Here is an 18357-nt window from a genome sequence, read left to right as displayed (position 1 = left end):
GCTGAACCGGTGTCAGGAACGAGGGGCACGAATGACCGCTGCGACATCCGGTGCCGTGCCGAGGCGCGGCATCTGGGGCTGGATGCTGTTCGACTGGGCGGCGCAACCCTTCTTCACCGTCGTCACGACCTTTGTCTTCGGACCTTATTTCGTGTCGCGCATGGTGTCCGACCCGGCGGCGGGGCAGGCGGCCTGGGGCTACGGCATCGCGGCGTCGGGCTTCATCATCGCCATCCTGTCGCCGATGCTCGGCTCGATCGCCGACCAGACGGGACCGCGAAAGCCGTGGATTGGCACTTTCGCCGTGCTCAAGATCGTTTGCATCGCGGCGCTGTGGTGGGCCGCGCCCGGCTCCAATGTGGTGCTGGTGCTGGCGTTCTTCTCGCTGGCGTCGGTGGCGGCGGAGTTCTCCATCGTCTTCAACGATTCCATGATGCCGCGTCTGGTGCCGAAGGAGCAGATCGGGCGCATCTCCAACATCGCCTGGGGGCTAGGCTATCTGGGCGGCATGATCATGCTGATCTTCGTGCTGCTGTTCATCTCGGCGTCGCCCGAGACGGGAAAGACGCTGCTCGGCATCACCCCGCTGTTCGGCCTCGATCCGGCGCAGGGTGAAGACGCGCGGGCGACGGGGCCTATGGCCGCGCTCTGGTATCTCGTCTTCATCCTGCCGATGTTCCTGTTCACGCCCGATCAGGGCAAGGGCCTGCCGATCGCCCGCGCGGTAAAGACCGGCCTGTCAGAACTCCGGGAGACAATCCTCGAAGCGCGGCAGCGCGGCGGCATCATCCGCTTCCTCGTCGCTCGGATGATATATCAGGACGGCGTGAATGCGCTGCTGGCGCTCGGCGGCACGTTCGCGGCGCTGATGTTCGGCTGGTCGATCACCGAACTCGGGCTTTTCGGCATCATGCTCAACGTGGTGGCGATCTTCGGCTGCCTCGTCGCCAGCCGGCTCGACACGACGCTCGGCTCGAAGACTGTCGTGCTCCTGTCCATTGTGTCGCTGACCATTGCCACGATCGGCATCGTCTCGACCGGGCCGGGCTTCACGCTGTTCGGGATGGTGCCGCTCGGGATCGAGGACAGCGGGGGCCTGTTCGGCACCGCGGCGGAGAAATGCTACATCCTCTACGGCGTGCTGATCGGCGTCGCTTTCGGCCCGGTGCAGGCGTCCTCGCGCTCCTACATGGCGCGTAGCGTGACGCCCGAAGAGGCCGGCCGCTATTTCGGCATCTACGCGCTGGCGGGCCGGGCGACCAGTTTTCTCGCGCCGTTCATGGTGGCGACGGTCACCGCCGCGAGCGGCTCGCCACGGCTCGGCATGGCTGTCATCGTGCTGTTTCTGGCGGCTGGCTTCCTCATCCTGCTGCGGACGCCGTATCCGGCCAATAGCGTCGAGGGACGTTGATCGCCCAAGGAAAACGGGGCGGCTCTCGCCGCCCCGGCAGCCCTACTTCGCGGTCTCGGCCTTGACCTTCTCGACCTCCTCGGCGCTCATCTCGCCGACCGTGGTCACCTTGCCGTCCTGGATGCGCCACAGGCGGAACGGGCCGGTGATGTCACCATATTCGTCGAAGCTGATCGGGCCGATGACGCCTTCATATTTGACGGGCTTGCCTTCCTTGATCAGGGCGAGCGCCTTGGCGAATTCGTCCTTGCCGGCGTGGATCGGCTCGCCATTGGCCGCCGTGACGTCGTGGATCGCCGTCTTGATCGCGGCGGGGTCCGCCTTGCCCGCCTTGGCTATGGCAAGCGCGACGATGGCGCCCGCGTCGTAGGAGCGGTCGGCGGCCGGCGCGTCCGGCTTGATGCCGCCGGAGAAGGCTTCGTAGTTGCCGTAGAAATAGTCGGTCGAGGCGGTCTTGGCGGTGCCCGACGAGGTGCCGAACGCGTCGTTGAGGTATTGCGCGCCGACGGCATCGATGAACTCCGCGGCGTTCATGCCGTCGTTCAGAAGGAATTTCGCCGCGCCGCCGCCCGAGATCCAGGCGCGCGCGATCGTTGCGCCGTCGACCGGATAGCTGACGAGGTAGAGCGCTTCGGGCTCGCCGGTCATGGCGGCGCTGGCTTCGGCGGAGTAGCTCGACTGTTTCTCGTTGTAAGGCGTGGTAGATGTGATCGTGCCGCCGAGTTTCTCGTAGGCCGCCGCGAATTCGCGCGCCATGTTCACGCCGAAGTCGTTGTTGACGTGGACGATGGCGAGCTTCTTCAATCCCTGGTCGATCGCGTATTTCGCGGCGGCTGTACCCTGCAAGGCATCCGAGGTGATGGTGCGGAAGAAGACGCCGTTGGTCTTCCCCTCGCGTCCGAGCGCGGTGAGCGTCGGCGAGGAGGAGGCGGGCGACACCTGGACGACGCCGGCCGGCGCAGTGACCGAAGTCAGGATCGGGATCGACACCGACGAGATGATGCCGCCGATGATGACCGGCACCTTCTTGATGTTGACGAGCTGTGTCGCCTGGTCGACGGCGACGTTGCCCTGGCTCTGGCTGTCGCGCGTGTCGGTGACGAGCTTGCAGCCGTCCACGCCGCCGGCCTCGTTGAAGTCGCGGAACGCCATCTCGACCGACTTGGCGCCGGCCTGGCCATAGGCGCCCGCGGGACCCGTCAGCTCCATGACGACGCCGACGGTGATGTCGCAGTTCTGTGCCGCCGCAGGCAACGCGAAGGCGCCGAGCGTGGAAAGAAGCGTGGTGGCAAGAAGCATGTGTCTCATTGACGTTCCCCTGTTGTGAAAGCCGTCATTGCGGCCGGTTTGAGTGATATTCCCCGAGCGCCGCGCGGCACTCAGGCAGCTCCTTTGTTGAGGTTGTATTTCATGATGGCGCCGTGCCGGTTCTCGCGGTCGCGCTCCAGCGAATAGACGTCGCCGTCGAGTTGCTTCGCGTCGGCCAGCGCCCTGGCGATCTCGGCGTGGTTTTCCTCGGTCAGCCTGACGCTGGCGATGGCGAGGTTGGAGTTCAGATGGGAGCGGTCGCGCGCACCGACGATGACGCCGGCGACGCGAGGCCGTGCCAGCACGGCTGCGCTGGCGATGGTGGCGATGTCGGTGTCGTGGTCGCTGGCGATCTTGCGCAGCGTGATCAGGAGCGACTGGAACAGGTCCCAGCCGCCGAGGTCGTCGATGATCAGCTTGTATTTTATCAGCGACCGGTTCTCGAAGTCGCCTGCCGGTTCGCGCCGGCCAAGCCATCTGTCGCCGAGGAAGCCGCCGGCGACGGTGCCGTAGCAGAGCAGCCAGACGTCATGCTTCCCGGCTTCCTCCACCATGCGTTTCGCGGGACGGGCGTCGAGCAGCGAATACTGCACCTGCATGGTGGTCAGCGGCACGCCCGCATCGATCATCGCGACCATGTGGTCGGTGTCGAAATTCGTACCGCTCACCTTATGGATCTTGCCGGACTGCCGGAGTTCCTCGAGCCACTGCGCCGTCTCGAGCCAGCGCGGCGCGGCATAGTCCCACCAGTGGAACTGCACGAGGTCCAGCCGCTCGATCTTGAGCCGGCGCAGGGATTCGTCGATGCCGCGGGCGACGTATTTCTTCGTGATCTTCGGAAGGATATCGAGGTCGGGAACGAATTTCGTGTGAACCTTGATCCGTTCGAGCGCGGCGTGGCCACGCAAGTCCCGGTAGCGCAGGCGGAAGCGGCCGATCAATTCCTCGACGCCGGTGTAGATGTCGGCGCAGTCGAACGTGGTGATGCCGGCGTCTGCGAAGGCCACCATGTCGGCGATAGGATCGTCGCTCTTCACGTCGCCATGCCCCGTGGCAAGCTGCCAGCCGCCGCGGATAACCCGCGAAATCTCGTAGTCCGGAGCGAGGTCGATGCGTTGCATCTCAATCATCCAAAGGCACCGCAGTGGTTTCGGCGTGGCTGAAGCGGCGCAGGCCGAGCCGCCTGATCCTCAGCCGCGAACCGCAATTCGGATCGGGACAGGCGATTTCGGCGTCCGTCGTCATCCAGTCGTTCCTGTGCGTCGGGCGCTGTTTCGCCGCGAGCAGGGGCAGCGCGGCGGCCAGCGAATAGATCGAGATGCCCTGGCCGGGCGGCAGATGCAGCATCTCGCCGCGCAGCTCGAAATAGTCGCCGGGCTTTGCCCCGCAATAGATCTTCGCGCCATCGGGGATGACGGCCTCGACACGCAGGTCGTAGAGCTCGAAGGAATCGTCCGCCTGCTCAGCCATAGCGCGCCGCCTTCGTCGGTTCCGCGGAATCGTCCAGCCTCTCACGAATAAGGTCGAAAGACCGCGTTATGTCGTCCTTCAACGCCTTCATTGCGCCGATGCGGTCGCCGCGTTCTAGCGCCTCGATCATCAGCCAGTGGTAGTGCGTCGCCGAGAGATCCCTGCTCTGGTCATGGATCTGGGCCGCCGCCCGGACATACGGCCCGGACTGGAGCCACAGGCTTTCGACGACCGGAATCAGCACCGGCGAGCCAGCCGCCCGATAGATATAGAAGTGGAAGGCGTGGTTGAGTTCCGAGCTCTGACCGGCGCGCATGCTTTCCTCGCCGTCGAAGGCGGCATCGCAGGCACGGGTGAGCGCCCGCAACTGGCCGAAATCCTCGGCCGAGAGATTGGGAAGCGCCAGCGCGACCATTTCGCCCTCGATCAGGCAGCGGGCGCGGGCCAGATCGTCGAGCTTGTCGCGGGTGATGACCGGCACGCGCACGGAGCGGTTGGGAAGCGCTTCCAGCGCCTGCTCGGAAACCAGCCGGCCAAACGCCTCGCGCACCGGCATGGTGCTGGTCTGAAGCCGGTCGGCGATGTCCTGGATGCGCAGCGTCTCGCCAGCGTCGAACATGCCGTGGATGAGGGAGCGCCGTAGTTCCGCATAGACGCGATCATGCAGGGTTTCGCGGCCGACAGGGGAAAGCGCGTCCTGCCGGCTCATGCCGAGACGCTCCAATTCACGACGCTCGTTTCCCGATCGGACATGCCATGCTGCCGTTCAAGAGTTTGCCGAAACCCTCGGCTTCGGCGAAATTTGTACTTGCGTGATGCGGTATTGTAAAGTTTGATCAAACATCACCCATCAAACTTTTGGTGCGGCGTTGGTTGAAATCCGGACGACGAAGTCGACGCATTCCGAGAATGCCGGGCCGCTGATCGAGGCCCGCGATCTCGTTCGCGTGTTCGGCGGTCTAAAGGCAGTCGACGGCATGTCGGTCGCCTTGAGGCGCGGCGAGATGCTCGGCCTGATCGGTCCCAATGGCGCCGGCAAGACGACCATGTTCAATTTGCTGGCCGGCAGCCTCAAGCCAAGAGGCGGCACAATCTCGATCGCCGGCCGCGATGTGACCGGGGAGGGTGCGGACCGGCGGCTGGCGTCGGGGGTCGGGCGCACTTTCCAGATTCCGCGTCCTTTCGCCGAGATGACCGTGCTGGAAAACGTCCTGACCGGCCGGCAGGATCAGCTCGGCGAGCGCATCTGGATGAATGTGCTGCGGCCCGGGCGCGTCGCCGCCGAGGAGCGCGCCGCCGTGGACAAGGCTCGGGGCCTGCTCGATTTCGTCACGCTGTCGCGGCTGGAGCACGAACCGGCGCGCGTGCTTTCCGGCGGGCAGCGCAAGCTGCTCGAACTCGCTCGCATCCTGATGGCCGATCCGCAGGCGATCCTGCTGGACGAGCCGGCGGCGGGCGTCAATCCGACGCTGCTCGAACTCATCATCGATCGTGTCCTGGAACTCAACGCGCAGGGTAGGTCGATCCTGCTCATCGAGCACAATATGGACATGGTGGCGCGGCTTTGCGGGCGCGTCGTCGTCATGGCCGGCGGCCGTCATCTCACGGAAGGCAGGCCAGACGACGTGGCCCGCGATCCCGCCGTCATCGACGCCTATCTGGGCGGGGTACATCGATGACGGCAGCATCCGGCATCGCGCTCGCCACGTCCGCTCTGGTCGCCGGCTACGAGCGCGATCTGCCGATCGTGCGCGGCGTCGATCTCGCCGTGACGCGCGGCGAACTGGTCGTCGTGCTGGGGCCTAACGGCGCCGGAAAGTCCACCTTCGTCAAGGCCGTCGCGGGGCTGGTGCCGATCCATTCGGGCTCGGTGGCGCTGGAAGGCGCCGACGTCACCGCCGTGCCGACGCATGAAAAGGTCCGGCACGGCCTCGCCTTCGTGCCGCAGACCGAGAACATCTTCGCCACCCTATCGATCCACGACAATCTTCTGCTGGCGGCGCAGATCCTGCCCAGGGAGAAACGGGCGATACGCGTCGCCGATCTCTACACCATGTTCCCTGATCTTGGCGTGAAGCCGTCGCGGCGGGCCGGCGCGCTGTCGGGCGGCCAGCGGCAGATGCTTGCCGTGGCGCGGGCGTTGATCGTCGAGCCGTCCGTGCTGATCCTCGACGAGCCGTCCGCCGGCCTCTCGCCCAAGATCGTCGCGGAAGTCTTCGAGCGGCTGAAGGGCATCAACGCGGCCGGCGTGACCGTCGTGCTGGTCGAGCAGAACGTCAAGGCCGCGCTCGCCATCGCCGATCGCGCGGTGATCCTCGTGGAGGGCAGGCTGCGCCATGAAGGCAAGGCAGCCGGGCTGATGGACGATCCGCTGATCGCCGAACTCTATCTCGGCGCGCGCAAGGACGAGGACATCCATCCATGAATCCGCAGGCGATCATGGATGGCCTTATCGCCGGCTCGATGATCGGGCTCGGCGCCGTCGGCATCACGCTCACCTATTCCATCCTGCGCTTCGCCAATTTCGCCCACGGCGAACTGATCTCGTCCGGCGCCTATTTCGCGTTGATGGCCGCCAGCGCGCTGGGCGCGCTGTTCGGCGGGCTGACGACGCCATTGGGGCCGTTCTCCTTTGGCTGGGCGCTGCCCATCGCGGCGGTCGCCGCCTTCGTGCTCAACGGCCTGTTGGCGCTCGTCATCGACTGGCTGCTGTTCGGACGCCTGCGTCATCAGCGCGCGACCATCATCATCCTTGTCATGGCGAGCTTCGGCGCGGCATTGACGCTGCGCAGCCTGCTCGAATTCATCTTCACCTCCAATCCCACCTATTACAGCCGCGCGCTGCAGATCGCGATGCGGCTCGGCAGCGGCCTCCGGGCGACGCCGGACCAGCTTCTGTCTCTGGCGGTGGCGGCGGTGCTGGTCGTCGCCGTCCATCTCATGCTGACGCGGACGCCCATAGGCCGCTCGATGCGCGCCGTCAGCGAGAACCCGCAGCTTGCCGGCGTCGTCGGCATCGAGGTCCGTCAAGTGATACGAGTCGTCTGGCTGCTCGGCGCGGGGCTGGCTGCCGTTGCCGGCGTGACCGCCGGCCTTCTCGTGCAGATCCGGCCGCAGATGGGCTTCGATCTTCTGCTGCCGCTTTTCGCCGCCGCGATCCTTGGCGGCATCGGCAGCGTTCCGGGCGCGATGTTCGCCGGGCTGATCGTCGGCCTGTCGGAGGCGATCGCCGTACAGGTCGTCGGCGCCGAATGGCGCGCGGCGGTGGCCTTCGTCATCCTCGTCGCGGTGCTTCTCATCAGGCCGCAAGGGCTGTTCGGGAGGGCCGAATGAGCCTCGAACTCGTCGCGTACGGCGCCTTCTTCCTGACCATGGCGCTGACCTATGCGATCATCGCGCTCGGTCTCAACGTGCAGTGGGGGCAGACCGGCCTCTTCAATGTCGGCGTTGCCGGCTTCGTCGCCATCGGCGCCTATACCTCCGCCCTGCTGACAACGCCCGACGATCCGGCGCGCTTTGGCGGCTTCAGCCTGCCGATCGTCGTCGGATGGGCAGGCGGCGCGGTCATGGCCAGCATCGCCTCGTTCCTGATCGGCGCGCTGACGATCCGCTTGCGGGCCGATTACCTCGCCATCGCCACCTTCGGCGCGGCCGTGGTCGTGCAGCTTGCCGCGCTCAATCTCGAGCCGCTGACCGGTGGGCCGTTCGGCATCGGCTTCATCCCGCGCCCCTTCGCCGAACTCGCCGGCGAGCCGCTGACCTTCAGCCTGCTCAATCTCGGCGTGCTCGTCATCGTCGTCGCCGCGACCTATCTGCTGCTCGAAAGGCTGGCGCGTAGCCCGTGGGGACGGGTGCTTCGCGCCATCCGGGAGGACGAGCAGGCGGCATTGGCGCTCGGCAAGAACGCCACCCGCTTCCGGCTTCAGGCTTTTGCGCTGGGCGGCGGCATCATGGGGCTGGCGGGCGCCGCGCAGGCGCATTTCATCGGCTTCATCGCGCCGGAAAACTACCTGCCCATCCTCACCTTCCAGGTCTGGGCGATGCTGATCGTCGGTGGCTCCGGCAACAATCGCGGCGCTATCCTCGGCGCGGTTCTGGTCTGGGGGATCTGGGCGGCGTCGGCAGGCGCAGTATCGGCCATCTTCCCGCCGGGCCAGCAGGCGCGCGCTGCCGCGCTCCAGATCGTGATGATCGGCGTCGCGCTCTGCGCCATCCTGCTTCTCAGGCCGCGCGGCATTCTGGGCGAGGAGCGTGTCGTCTCGCGCCATCTCGGCAAGCTCGGCAGAGAGCCGGCACGCCTCTTGACCGAAGAAAACGAAAAGGCTTCCGATGTCCGCAATCCCTGAGCGCGTCACCCTCGGCAAGGGGCTCGATATCAGCCGACTGGTCTGCGGCCTCTGGCAGGTGGCGGACCTTGAGAAGGATGGCACGACGCTCGATCCGGAGGCCGGAGCGGATGCGCTCGAAGCCTATGCGAAGGCGGGCTTCGACACGTTCGACATGGCGGATCATTACGGAAGCGCCGAACTGATCACCGGGCGCCTGCTGGCGCGATCCAGGCACCAAGCGCGGCGGCCGGTCGCCTTCACGAAATGGTGCCCCGAGCCGGGCCCGATGACGGCCGACATCGTGCGCCGCGGCGTGCAGGAAAGGCTGGACCGGCTCGGCGTCGACAAGGTCGACCTGCTTCAGTTCCACTGGTGGACCTTCGAGCATCCGGCATGGCTCGACGCGCTGCACGAGATGAAGCGGCTGATGGACGAAGGGCTGATCGGCGCGCTCGGCGTCACCAATTTCGACGCCGCTCATCTGCGTGTCGCCATCGCCGACGGTATTCCGATCGCGACCAACCAGGTGTCGTTCTCGCTGGTCGACCGCCGCGCGGCCCACGACCTGTCGCGCCTCTCGGCGGAAAAGGGCGTGAAGCTGCTGGCCTACGGCACGCTCTGCGGCGGCTTCCTCTCGGAAAAATGGCTCGACAAGCCGGAGCCTGCCGAGATCGGCGACTGGAGCCGGTCGAAATACAAGCGCTTCATCGACGTTGCCGGCGGGTGGGAAGCCTTCCAGGGCATCCTGCGCGCAGCGGCGGGCATTGCGGCCAAGCACGACGTTTCGCTTTCCAACGTGGCGAGCCGCTGGGTGCTGGAACATGAAGCCGTGGCGGCGACCATCATCGGCGCGCGGCTGGGCGAAAGCGAGCATCGCGACGACAACCTGAAGGTTTTCGGCTTTTCGCTGGACGACGAGGATCGCGCCGCTCTCGAAGCAGCGTTCACGACGACGAAGCCCATTCCCGGCGATTGCGGCGACGAGTACCGCAGGCCGCCCTATCTCACCGCGTCCGGCGATCTCAGCCACCATCTCGACGCCATCCCGTCGATCTTCGTCGCCGAGCCGGTGCCGGGCTCGCCTCATCGGCTCCGCGTCTCCTCCGGCAGCGTCTGGGAGCCGATCGCCGGTTACAGCCGCGCGGTACGGGTCAAGGACACGATCCGCGTGTCCGGCACGACCGCGACGCATGGCGGTGACCGCTGCGTGGCGCCGGGCGAGGCCGGCGCGCAGGCGACCTACATTCTCGACAAGATCCTTGCCTCGATCTCCGCGCTCGGCGGCAGAGCGGAGGATGTCGTGCGCACGCGCATCTATCTGCGCGACGCAGGCCAGTGGGAGCCGGTGTCGCGCGCGCATGGCCGCGTCTTCGGCGGGATCATGCCGGCCAACACGATGATCGCAGCCGGCGGCCTGATCGGCGACTACGAGGTCGAGATCGAGGCCGAGGCGGTCGTCGCCGACTGACCTATCTGGCGGGGTCTTTCGGGCTCCACAGGACCGTTTTGGCGTCCTTTTCATAGGCCATGCCGTCCGGATAGCTGATCGCCTCGAACTGCAGGCCCCAGGGCGCCTGGAAATACAGGATGCTCTGGCCGGCCGCCGGTCCCTCGCTAACCGGGATCGGCCCCATGCGCGTCGCCACGCCCTTGCCCTCCAGATAGGTCTTCGCCGCGGCGACATCGTCGACATAGAAGGCGATGTGGAAGCCGCCAATATCGCTGTTCTTCGGCTGGAGGTCCTTCTGGTCAGGCGCAGTGTATTTGAACAGTTCCACATTCGAGCCGAAGCCGCAGCGCATCATGGTGATCTCCTCGATCACGGCTTTCGGATCGACGCCGAGCACATCCTGCATAAAGGTGCCCTTGTCGTCGGCGAAGGGGCCGAAGGACATGGCTTTCTCGCAGCCGATGACGTCGGTGAAGAAGTCCACGGCCTGTTTCATGTCCGGCACCGTCACGCCCGTATGGTCGTGCCCGCGCATGCCGGGAATCTGGTCGGCCAGCGCCGGAACCACGCCGGCGAGAACGGTCGTCGCGAAAATTGCGCTGCGAAGCATGGCTTTCATATCACGTCTCCCAGTGCAGGCTTCGTTGCCCGCCGCGCCGGCCGCCTGCGGTTCCGGCGCGAGAAGCATGTCGGTTGCGCTAGCCGGTCGCGACGACCGTGCGGCGATGCAGCCATTCCGGATCGATCTCCGGCAGTGGTATCGCCGCGATGAGCTCGCGCGTGTAGTCGCTTTGCGGCGCGGCGAAGATGCGCTCGGTCGGGCCGGACTCCACGATCTCGCCGCTCCGCATCACGATCACCTGCCTGCAGAGCCGGCGAATGACGGAAAGATCGTGGCTGATAAAGGCCACGGTCAGGCCCATCTCCGCAGCCAGCTTTTCGAGTAGCGTCAGAATCTGCGCCTGCGTGGAGACGTCGAGGCCCGAGACGATTTCGTCGGCCAGCACGAATTTCGGTTCGAGCGCCAGCGCCCGCGCGATGCCGACGCGCTGCCGTTGGCCGCCGGACAGTTCGTGGCGGTAGCGTTTCGCGAAACTTTGAGGCAGGCCGACGCGGTCCAGCGCATCGGAGACGCGCCTGGAGAGGTTGTCGCCCATTCCGTTATTCTTCAGCGGCGCCGCGATGATCGCACCGATGGTCTGGCGCGGGTTGAGCGAGGACATCGGGTCCTGGAAGATCATCTGCAGGTCGCGGCGCAAGGGCCTGAGTTCCGCCTCGGAAAGATGCGTGATGTCGCGGCCGTCGAAGAGGATGCTGCCGGCGCTTGGCTCGTTGAGGCGCACCAGCGCGCGACCGAGCGTCGACTTGCCCGAACCGGATTCGCCGACGATGCCGGTGACCGCGTTGCGCGGCAGCTCGAAGTCGAGACCCTTCAGGATCTCGAGCAATGGCGCGCGACCGATCACGGGCTTGCGCGCCATGTCGGGGAGCGCGACCATGAGGCCGCTGATCCTGAACAGCGGCTCAGCCATGCGGCGCTCTCCACGCGGCGTCCGCCGCTGCGATCTCGGCGGCGAGACCGGTCAGAACGGCATCGTCCACCGGCAGCAGCGAGGCCAGCGGATCGGTGTAGCGCGGCGTCGCCGCCATCAGAGCGCGCGTGTAGGCATGGCGAGGCGCGGCGAACAGCGCCGGCGTCTCGGCCTCCTCCACGATCTTGCCGGCATAGAGCACGGACACGCGCTGGCTGATCTTGGCGACGACGCCGAGATCGTGCGTGACGAAGAGGATCGCCGTGCCGTGCCTGGCCTGCATGTCTGCGATCAGCCTGAGAATCTGCTTCTGGACGGTGACATCGAGCGCCGTCGTCGGCTCATCGGCGACGATCAGACGGGGCTCGGCGGCGAAGGCGGCCGCGATCAGCACGCGCTGGCGCATGCCGCCGGAAAGCTCGTGCGGATAGGAACGGATGACGCGCTCGGGATCGCGGATATGGACCTCGTCCAGAAGCTGCCTGATGCGGACGTCGGCGCGCTTCGCCTCCCAGCCGAGTATGTGCACGAGCCGGTCCGTCATCTGCGGGCCGATGCGGCGGGACGGATTGAGCGCCGTCAAAGGGTCCTGCGGGATCAGAGCCGTCTTCGCGCCGATCAGCGACCGCCGGGTTTTCAGCGCAAGGCTGCCGAGGTCCGTGCCTTCGAGCCGGATCGTTCCCTCGGCGACACGCACGCTGGACGGAAGCACGCCGAGCACGGCCTTGCCGATCATGCTTTTTCCCGCGCCGCTTTCGCCCACCAACGCCCGCACCTCGCCGGGCTGGACGGCAAGCGATACGGAACGCAGCACGCGCACGCCGTTCGGCAGCGTGGCGCTGAGATTGGAGATTTCGAGCGTGGGGGTCATGAATAACCACCCAGAGCGGCTCTATATGCGTTGGCCTTCGCCCTTACCCCCACCCCTAACCCCTCCCCACAAGGGGGAGGGGGATTCTGTGGCCGAGATGCCGAGCAAAACCCTCCCAGTTTGGTGTTTGGCAAAGCCACGACTAGGTTCCCCTCCCCCTTGTGGGGAGGGGTTAGGGGTGGGGGTATGTGCTGGAACGAGCGATCCATTATCGCAGCACCGGATCGAAACGCGCCTTCAGTCCTTCGCCGAATTGGCTGAACGAAAGCACCGTGAGGAAAAGCGTCACCAGCGGGAAGACCAGTACCCACCACGCCTGATGAATGGAAAGGCGGCCCTCGGCGATGATGCCGCCCCAGGTCGGATCGTCCGTCGAGATGGACAGGTTGACGAAGGAGAGGATCGCCTCGACGATCACCGCGATACCCATTTCGAGGGACAACAGCGCGACGATGGTCGGCAGCACGTTCGGCAGCACCTCGCGCAACATGATGCCGACGCGGCCGAATCCGGCGATGCGGGCGCTTTCGACATAGTCCATGCGCGCCTGGCTCATCGCTTCGGCGCGCACCACGCGGCAGAAGCGCGTCCAGTCGATGACGGCGATGGCGATGATGACGGAGCCGAGGCCGGTGCCGAAGACGGCGACAAGCAGGATGGCGAAAAGCACCGGCGGAAACGCCATCCAGATGTCGACGACGCGGGAGATGATGCGGTCCGCCCAGCCGCCGAAATAGCCGGCGACGAGGCCGAGGGCGGAGCCGACGATGCAGGCGGCGAAGGCAGCCGCGAAGGCGACGATGAAGGCGACGCGTCCGCCGTAGATGATGCGCGAGAGGAGGTCGCGGCCGAGGCTGTCGGTGCCGAGCCAGAAACCGGGTTCCGCCCCTCTCATCCAGAAGGGCGGCAGGCGCTCGAACATGAGATCCTGCGCCAGCGGGTCCTGCGGGGCGACCAGCGGCGCGAAGATGGCGGCTAGCATCGCGACAAGCAGCCAGCCGCCGGCCAGCCAGAGGCGCGCATCGGAGCGACGGGACGAAGCGCGTGTCGCGTCAGCCATGGCGCAGCCTTGGATTGAGCAGCGCGTACGTCATGTCGACGGCGAGGTTGATGAGCACGAAAAGAAGCGCGAAGACCAGCACGATGCCTTGGATCAGCGGCAGGTCGCGGTTGATCACCGCGTCGATCGCCATGTTGCCGAGCCCCTCGTAGGAGAACAGGCGCTCGACGATCACCGTGCCGCCGATGAGGAAGGTGAACTGTACGCCGATCAGCGTCAGCGTCGGCAGAGCCGCGTTCTTCAACGCCTCGCGCAGGATCACCTGCGTCTCCGAAAAACCTTTCACGCGCGCCAGCGTCACATAGTCGAGCGTCATCACCTCCTTCAGCGAGATCTTCAGGAGCTGCGAAATTATGGCGGCGAGCGGCAGCGCCAGCGCCAGCGCGGGCATGAACATGTGGCTGACTATGTCCGCTGTCAGGTCGAGGCGCAGCCTCAGAATGCTTTCCAGAAGATAGAACTGCGTGGCGAAGGGCAGGTCGAGCTGCGGCGAGACGCGGCCGGATATGTGGAAGATCGGGGCGAGCACGCCGAACAGCAGGATCAGCACCAGTCCCCACAGGAAATCGGGGATGGAGAGCGCCGCGCCGTTGGCCACGTCGATGCCCGCCTCGACCACCGTGCCTTGTTCGCGCGCGCCGAGAATGGCGAGCGGGACGCCGATGAGGATGGCGAGAAGAAGTGCTGCGACGGAGAGTTCGAGCGTCGCTGGCAGGCGGCCGAGAACGAGGCCGAGCACATCCTGTCGCAGCGAGATCGAGGTGCCGAAATCACCCCGCAGCACGCCGGAAAGCCAGATGAAATACTGTTCGACGAGCGACTTGTCCAAGCCGTAAAGCGCGCGCAGGCGGTCGATGTCCGCCTGCGTCGCGCCGGGCGGCAGCATCATGGCGATCGGGTCGCCCGGCGCCACGCGGATAATGACGAACACCACCACCGACACGCCGAGCAGCGTGACGATCATGGTGAGAAGGCGGATCAGGAAGCGCTGGAGGATCATCCGGGCAGCTGCCTACAGTGCGGTTTCCGGTGCGGCGCCGAGCTGCTTTTCACCATTGCTCCCTCCCGTAAGAACGGGGGAGGGAGGCATCGGCGCTGCCACTTCTTCCTTCTCCCCGTCTTTCACGGGGAGAAGGTGCCGGCAGGCGGATGAGGGGCGGCACGAGACTGCCGGCAGAGGGCTCAGGACGCCGGCGTCATCAGCGCGGGCAGCAGTGCGCCCGATTTGTGCGGCACGACGTTGACGCCCTTCGTGTGGACGATGGGCTGGGCGTACTGCAGCAGCGGCAGCACATAGGCGTTGTCGGCGATCAGCTTCGACACCGCTTTCCAGCCGGCGATGCGCTTGGCTTCGTCCGGTTCGCCCCAGAGCGGGTTGATCGCGTCGATGACGTCCTGAGTGTCCCACACGGAGTGGGGCGAGGGGCCGTACATGGCGAAGCCGGTCGAGGTCGTCGGGTCGCCGATAGAGTTGCCCCAATTGTAGAAGGCAGCGGGAGCGAGCTGGTCGGCGGCGCGCAGTTCGTAATGCTTGGCGATCTCGTAGACCTCGATCGTCGCCTCGATGCCGACCTTGCGCCACATGCCGACGATGGCCTGCACCATCTCGTAGTCCTTCGGCTTGAAACCGCGCGTCGTCTGGATGGTGAACTTGACCGGATTGTCGGGCGAGAAGCCGGATGCGGCAAGCAGTTCCTTGGCCTTGTCGGGGTTGTACTCCACCTTGATCGATGGATCGAAGGCCTCGTATTCAGGCGTCTCCAGCGTGTCGAGCGGCAGGCCGTAACCGCGCAGCAGGCGGTCGACCAGAAGCTTCTTGTCGACCGACATGACCGCCGCCTTGCGGACATTGGCGTCCTTCATCGGATCGATGTCGTTGAAGAAGACCATGCCGATATCGGAGATCGTCTCGCAGGAGCCGGCCAGCCCGTCCTTGGCGATCAGGCGGTCATACTCTTCATAAGGGATTTCCAGCGTCACCTGCGATGAGCCGGATTCGAGCTCGGCGACGCGGCTCGCCGCATCCGGCACGAACTTGATGGTGACGTTCTCGAAGGCCGGCTTGCCGCCCCAATAGTTGGGATTGGCCTTCAGGCGCATGAAGGCGTTGCGCTCGTATTTCTCGACCATGTATGGGCCGGTGCCGATCGGCTTTTCCTCGAAGCCCTGTGCGCCGACCTTCTCGTAATAGGCCTTGGGCAGCACATAGCCGGTGAGGAAGGACATCCACTTGAAATAGGTCGGGTCGAACTGCACCACGTCGCCGGTGATCTTGTTGCCGTCAGCCTTCAGGTTGGTGACGTTCTTCCAGACGAACTGGATCGGGTTGCCGGTCGCCTCCTGTCCGGCGCGCGTCAGCGACCAGACGATGTCCTCGGCCGTGAAGGGCGAGCCGTCGTGCCAGGTGACGCCGTCGCGCACGGTCATATGCACCTGCTTCTGGTCGTCGGAGAAGCCCCATTCGGTCAGAAGACCCTTGTCCAGCGACAGGTCCGGCTTCTGCAGGATGAACTGGTCGAAGACCGACTGATAAAGGCCCTGGATGGTCGGGTTGACGGCCGAGGGGCCGGTGGTCGGGTCCCAGGACGGCAGGTTGACGTTGTAGGCGATGGTGAGCTCGCTGGCCTGCGCGCGGGCGATGGACGGCATGCCGAGCCCGGAGAGCACGGCGCTCGCGCCGGCCATCTTGAGGAGCGTTCTGCGATTTGGATTTCGGTACATATCAGGTTCCCTTCTGTGTTTGTTCGTTGGTTGTGTTGCTGGCGGCCAGCGCCGACTTTCAAAGCGCGGCGGTCGCCTCGATCTCGATCAGGAAGTCGGGCAGAGCGAGCGACTGAACCCCGATGAAGGTGTTCGCAGCCGGTGTCGCTCCGTCATAGAAAGCGAGGATTTCTTCCGTCACCGGGCCAAGCTTTTCCGGGCTGTGATTGACGACATAGGTCCTCAGGCGCACGACATCGGCGGGCGAGGCCCCGGCCGCGGCAAGAACCGTCTTCAGATTGGCGAGCGCCTGACGCGTCTGCGCGGCAAGGTCGCCTGCGCCGACCAGTTCGCCGGCCGCGTTCCATGCCACCTGACCGGCCAGGTGCAGCGTACGCCCGCCATGCTGCTCCACGGCATGCGAGAAGCCGAAATGCGTGGAGACGTACATATTGTCGGGGTTGATGGCCGTTCGTTTCATTGTTCCCTCACCATTCTATCGTGCTCCAGCATGACCCCGGAGGCACTTTCGGACGTCATTGCCGGCTACCTCCCCGCCAGTTGCTGGGCGAGCATGAAGCCCGAGCCGGCGCCGGTGCCGGCGCCCGGCCATGTCGCCGCGCCAACGAGATGCAGCCCCTCGACCGGCGTGTTCCAGCGAGCATAGCCGCGCGCCGGGCGAAAGAGAAAATTCTGCGAGATGTGATGGCTGCCGCAGATCTGGTCGCCGCCGACGAGATTCGGATTGGCGCGCTCGAGATCGAGCGGCGAGAAAACCGCGCGACCCAGAATCTTTCTCCCCAGACCCGGCGCGTTCTGCTCGATGATGGCGAGCGCGCGGTCGGCGTAAAGCTCCTTGACGTCGTCCCAATGCATGGCCTCGTCGCTGCCGGCCGCATCGCCCTTTATCTCGGCAGGCAGGGCGCGCACCTGCACCCATAGCACATGCCTGCCTTCCGGTGCGCGTGACGGGTCGATGGCCGTCGGCTGGCCGACGACGAGGACCGGCTCCGAGGGCAGAAGACCCGCAACCGCTTGGCTGTAGGTGCGTGCCATCTGGTCGAGTGAAGGCGCGATATGGACATAGGCGAACTTGCGCAGTTCCTCGCCGGCGCTCCATTCCGGCAGGTCGTCCAGCGCCAGATGGATCATCATGGTGCCCGGCGCGTGGCGGAATGTCCGCATCGCCGTGTCGAAGGCCGCATTGCCGGAGCCGTTCGGCAGCAGTTTTTCACGCAGGGCGCGCGGCGCGACACCGGCGATAACCGCCTTGGTCGCCGTATGCGTTTCGCCGGAAGCCAGCCGTACGCCGGTCGCCCTGCCGCCGGATGTGACGATCTCCGCGACCTCCGCGCCGGTGGAGACCGCGCCGCCCGCGCCCGTCACCATGGCGGAAAGCGCACGGATGATCGTGTCCGCCCCACCCTTGCCGATGACCATGCCGAAACTCTGGTTGGCCATGGATTCGAGATATGGAAACACGGCGCCGCCGGCGATGTCCGGCGCGAAGTCGAGATGCATGCCCCAGGCGGCAAGCGTCGCCTTGACCTCCGGGCTCTCGAACGTGTCGTCCAGCCATGTGCGCGGCGATGACAAAAGCAGCCGCGCCATATCAAGCGCGCCTGCCGCGCCCTTCTTGCGCCAGAGGTTCCAGCCGGTGCCGGCCAGCGCCCGTGTGCTCATCGGCGACCCAAGCAGACGGAAGAGATGCTCTGCCTCGCCCATGAAGCCGCCGACGAGGCCGCGCCACGTCTCGGCGTCTTTGGCGGAGATCTTCTCAAGGCGCGCAACGGTTTTTTCGATGTCCGTCGAGACGCCGAACCATTGCCCATCCGGGAACACGCTGGCGAAGCAATCGGCGGCCGGGACGAATTCGAGACCGGCCGCTTTCAATTCATTTGCATATATCCGGTGGAATGCCGAGCCTGCGAACAGGCTGAGATTCATCGCGCCGAAATCGTGGCGGAACCCCGGCAGCGTATATTCCTGCGTCTGCACCGCGCCGCCGGCTACGGGGTTCCGTTCGAAAACCCCGACTTTCCAGCCTTTTTTCGCCAAATGCGCCGCGCAGGCCAGACTGTTGTGGCCGGCACCGATGCATATGGCGTCAAATTCGCTCACGCCCCCAACCCATTTCCTTTAGGCTTAAAGATAATTGCAGATGCATAGGTTTTCGTCTAGTAGTTAGTTAAGGGCCGCAACGAGCCTCCGACTGTACCGACAAGAG

At 65.6% G+C, this 18357-nt stretch carries 18 protein-coding genes; 6 read left to right on the top strand and 12 right to left on the bottom strand.

Features of this window, described 5'->3' with window-relative positions; genetic code table 11:
• The first annotated feature begins 31 nt into the window (after positions 1-31).
• Positions 32-1411, top strand: a complete 1380-nt coding sequence (locus M9955_04225; GenBank protein MCO5080849.1) for an MFS transporter — start codon at positions 32-34, stop codon at positions 1409-1411.
• 42 nt (positions 1412-1453) lie between these two features.
• Here the strand turns inward: M9955_04225 and M9955_04220 are convergent, their stop codons facing one another.
• The 4 genes from M9955_04220 to M9955_04205 all read right to left on the bottom strand — a co-directional run bounded on the left by M9955_04220 (position 1454) and on the right by M9955_04205 (position 4898).
• The gene (locus M9955_04220) at positions 1454-2719 is read right to left on the bottom strand and encodes an ABC transporter substrate-binding protein (GenBank protein MCO5080848.1); all 1266 of its coding nucleotides are present in this window, start codon (positions 2717-2719) and stop codon (positions 1454-1456) included.
• 71 nt (positions 2720-2790) lie between these two features.
• On the bottom strand, positions 2791-3840 hold the full coding sequence (locus tag M9955_04215) for an aldo/keto reductase (protein MCO5080847.1): 1050 nt from the start codon (positions 3838-3840) through the stop codon (positions 2791-2793).
• Position 3841: 1 nt separating this feature from the next.
• Positions 3842-4189, bottom strand: coding sequence for a TIGR04076 family protein (locus M9955_04210; protein ID MCO5080846.1), 348 nt, complete (start codon positions 4187-4189; stop codon positions 3842-3844).
• Positions 4182-4898: a GntR family transcriptional regulator gene (locus tag M9955_04205; protein ID MCO5080845.1), complete on the bottom strand. Its 717-nt coding sequence runs from the start codon at positions 4896-4898 to the stop codon at positions 4182-4184. Before M9955_04205 ends, M9955_04210 begins: the two co-directional genes overlap by 8 nt.
• A 169-nt stretch (positions 4899-5067) precedes the next feature.
• Between M9955_04205 and M9955_04200 the strand changes: the two genes are divergently transcribed.
• Genes M9955_04200 through M9955_04180 form a run of 5 tightly spaced genes read left to right on the top strand, consistent with a single transcriptional unit; the run spans position 5068 to position 9985 of the window.
• Positions 5068-5868: an ABC transporter ATP-binding protein gene (locus M9955_04200; GenBank protein ID MCO5080844.1), complete on the top strand. Its 801-nt coding sequence runs from the start codon at positions 5068-5070 to the stop codon at positions 5866-5868.
• Positions 5865-6614, top strand: a complete 750-nt coding sequence (locus tag M9955_04195) for an ABC transporter ATP-binding protein (GenBank protein ID MCO5080843.1) — start codon at positions 5865-5867, stop codon at positions 6612-6614. The genes M9955_04200 and M9955_04195 overlap by 4 nt, the downstream gene beginning before the upstream one ends.
• Positions 6611-7522, top strand: coding sequence for a branched-chain amino acid ABC transporter permease (locus tag M9955_04190; protein MCO5080842.1), 912 nt, complete (start codon positions 6611-6613; stop codon positions 7520-7522). The genes M9955_04195 and M9955_04190 overlap by 4 nt, the downstream gene beginning before the upstream one ends.
• Positions 7519-8535 (top strand): branched-chain amino acid ABC transporter permease, encoded by a 1017-nt coding sequence (locus M9955_04185; GenBank protein MCO5080841.1) that lies wholly within the window; start codon positions 7519-7521, stop codon positions 8533-8535. The genes M9955_04190 and M9955_04185 overlap by 4 nt, the downstream gene beginning before the upstream one ends.
• Positions 8519-9985: an aldo/keto reductase gene (locus M9955_04180; GenBank protein ID MCO5080840.1), complete on the top strand. Its 1467-nt coding sequence runs from the start codon at positions 8519-8521 to the stop codon at positions 9983-9985. Before M9955_04185 ends, M9955_04180 begins: the two co-directional genes overlap by 17 nt.
• A 1-nt stretch (position 9986) precedes the next feature.
• Here M9955_04180 and M9955_04175 read toward each other — a convergent pair whose 3' ends face one another.
• From M9955_04175 to M9955_04140, 8 genes are all read right to left on the bottom strand, one after another.
• Positions 9987-10577 (bottom strand): VOC family protein, encoded by a 591-nt coding sequence (locus M9955_04175; GenBank protein ID MCO5080839.1) that lies wholly within the window; start codon positions 10575-10577, stop codon positions 9987-9989.
• Between the two features lie 88 nt (positions 10578-10665).
• Positions 10666-11499, bottom strand: coding sequence for an ATP-binding cassette domain-containing protein (locus tag M9955_04170; GenBank protein ID MCO5080838.1), 834 nt, complete (start codon positions 11497-11499; stop codon positions 10666-10668).
• Positions 11492-12370, bottom strand: a complete 879-nt coding sequence (locus M9955_04165) for an ABC transporter ATP-binding protein (GenBank protein MCO5080837.1) — start codon at positions 12368-12370, stop codon at positions 11492-11494. Before M9955_04165 ends, M9955_04170 begins: the two co-directional genes overlap by 8 nt.
• Positions 12371-12578: 208 nt before the next feature.
• Positions 12579-13430 carry an ABC transporter permease gene (locus tag M9955_04160; GenBank protein MCO5080836.1) on the bottom strand — a complete coding sequence of 284 codons (852 nt, stop codon included), beginning with the start codon at positions 13428-13430 and terminating at the stop codon, positions 12579-12581.
• Positions 13423-14430 (bottom strand): ABC transporter permease, encoded by a 1008-nt coding sequence (locus M9955_04155; GenBank protein ID MCO5080835.1) that lies wholly within the window; start codon positions 14428-14430, stop codon positions 13423-13425. Before M9955_04155 ends, M9955_04160 begins: the two co-directional genes overlap by 8 nt.
• 182 nt (positions 14431-14612) lie before the next feature.
• Positions 14613-16151, bottom strand: a complete 1539-nt coding sequence (locus M9955_04150) for an ABC transporter substrate-binding protein (protein ID MCO5080834.1) — start codon at positions 16149-16151, stop codon at positions 14613-14615.
• Positions 16152-16209: 58 nt separating this feature from the next.
• Positions 16210-16611: a RidA family protein gene (locus M9955_04145; GenBank protein ID MCO5080833.1), complete on the bottom strand. Its 402-nt coding sequence runs from the start codon at positions 16609-16611 to the stop codon at positions 16210-16212.
• 65 nt (positions 16612-16676) lie between these two features.
• Positions 16677-18251 (bottom strand): NAD(P)/FAD-dependent oxidoreductase, encoded by a 1575-nt coding sequence (locus M9955_04140; GenBank protein MCO5080832.1) that lies wholly within the window; start codon positions 18249-18251, stop codon positions 16677-16679.
• Between the last annotated feature and the right edge of the window lie 106 nt (positions 18252-18357).

It is taken from the genome of Rhizobiaceae bacterium (assembly GCA_023953845.1).
Classification (GTDB): Bacteria; Pseudomonadota; Alphaproteobacteria; order Rhizobiales; family Rhizobiaceae; genus Arvimicrobium.
This window is presented reverse-complemented; position numbering and strand designations above follow the sequence as displayed.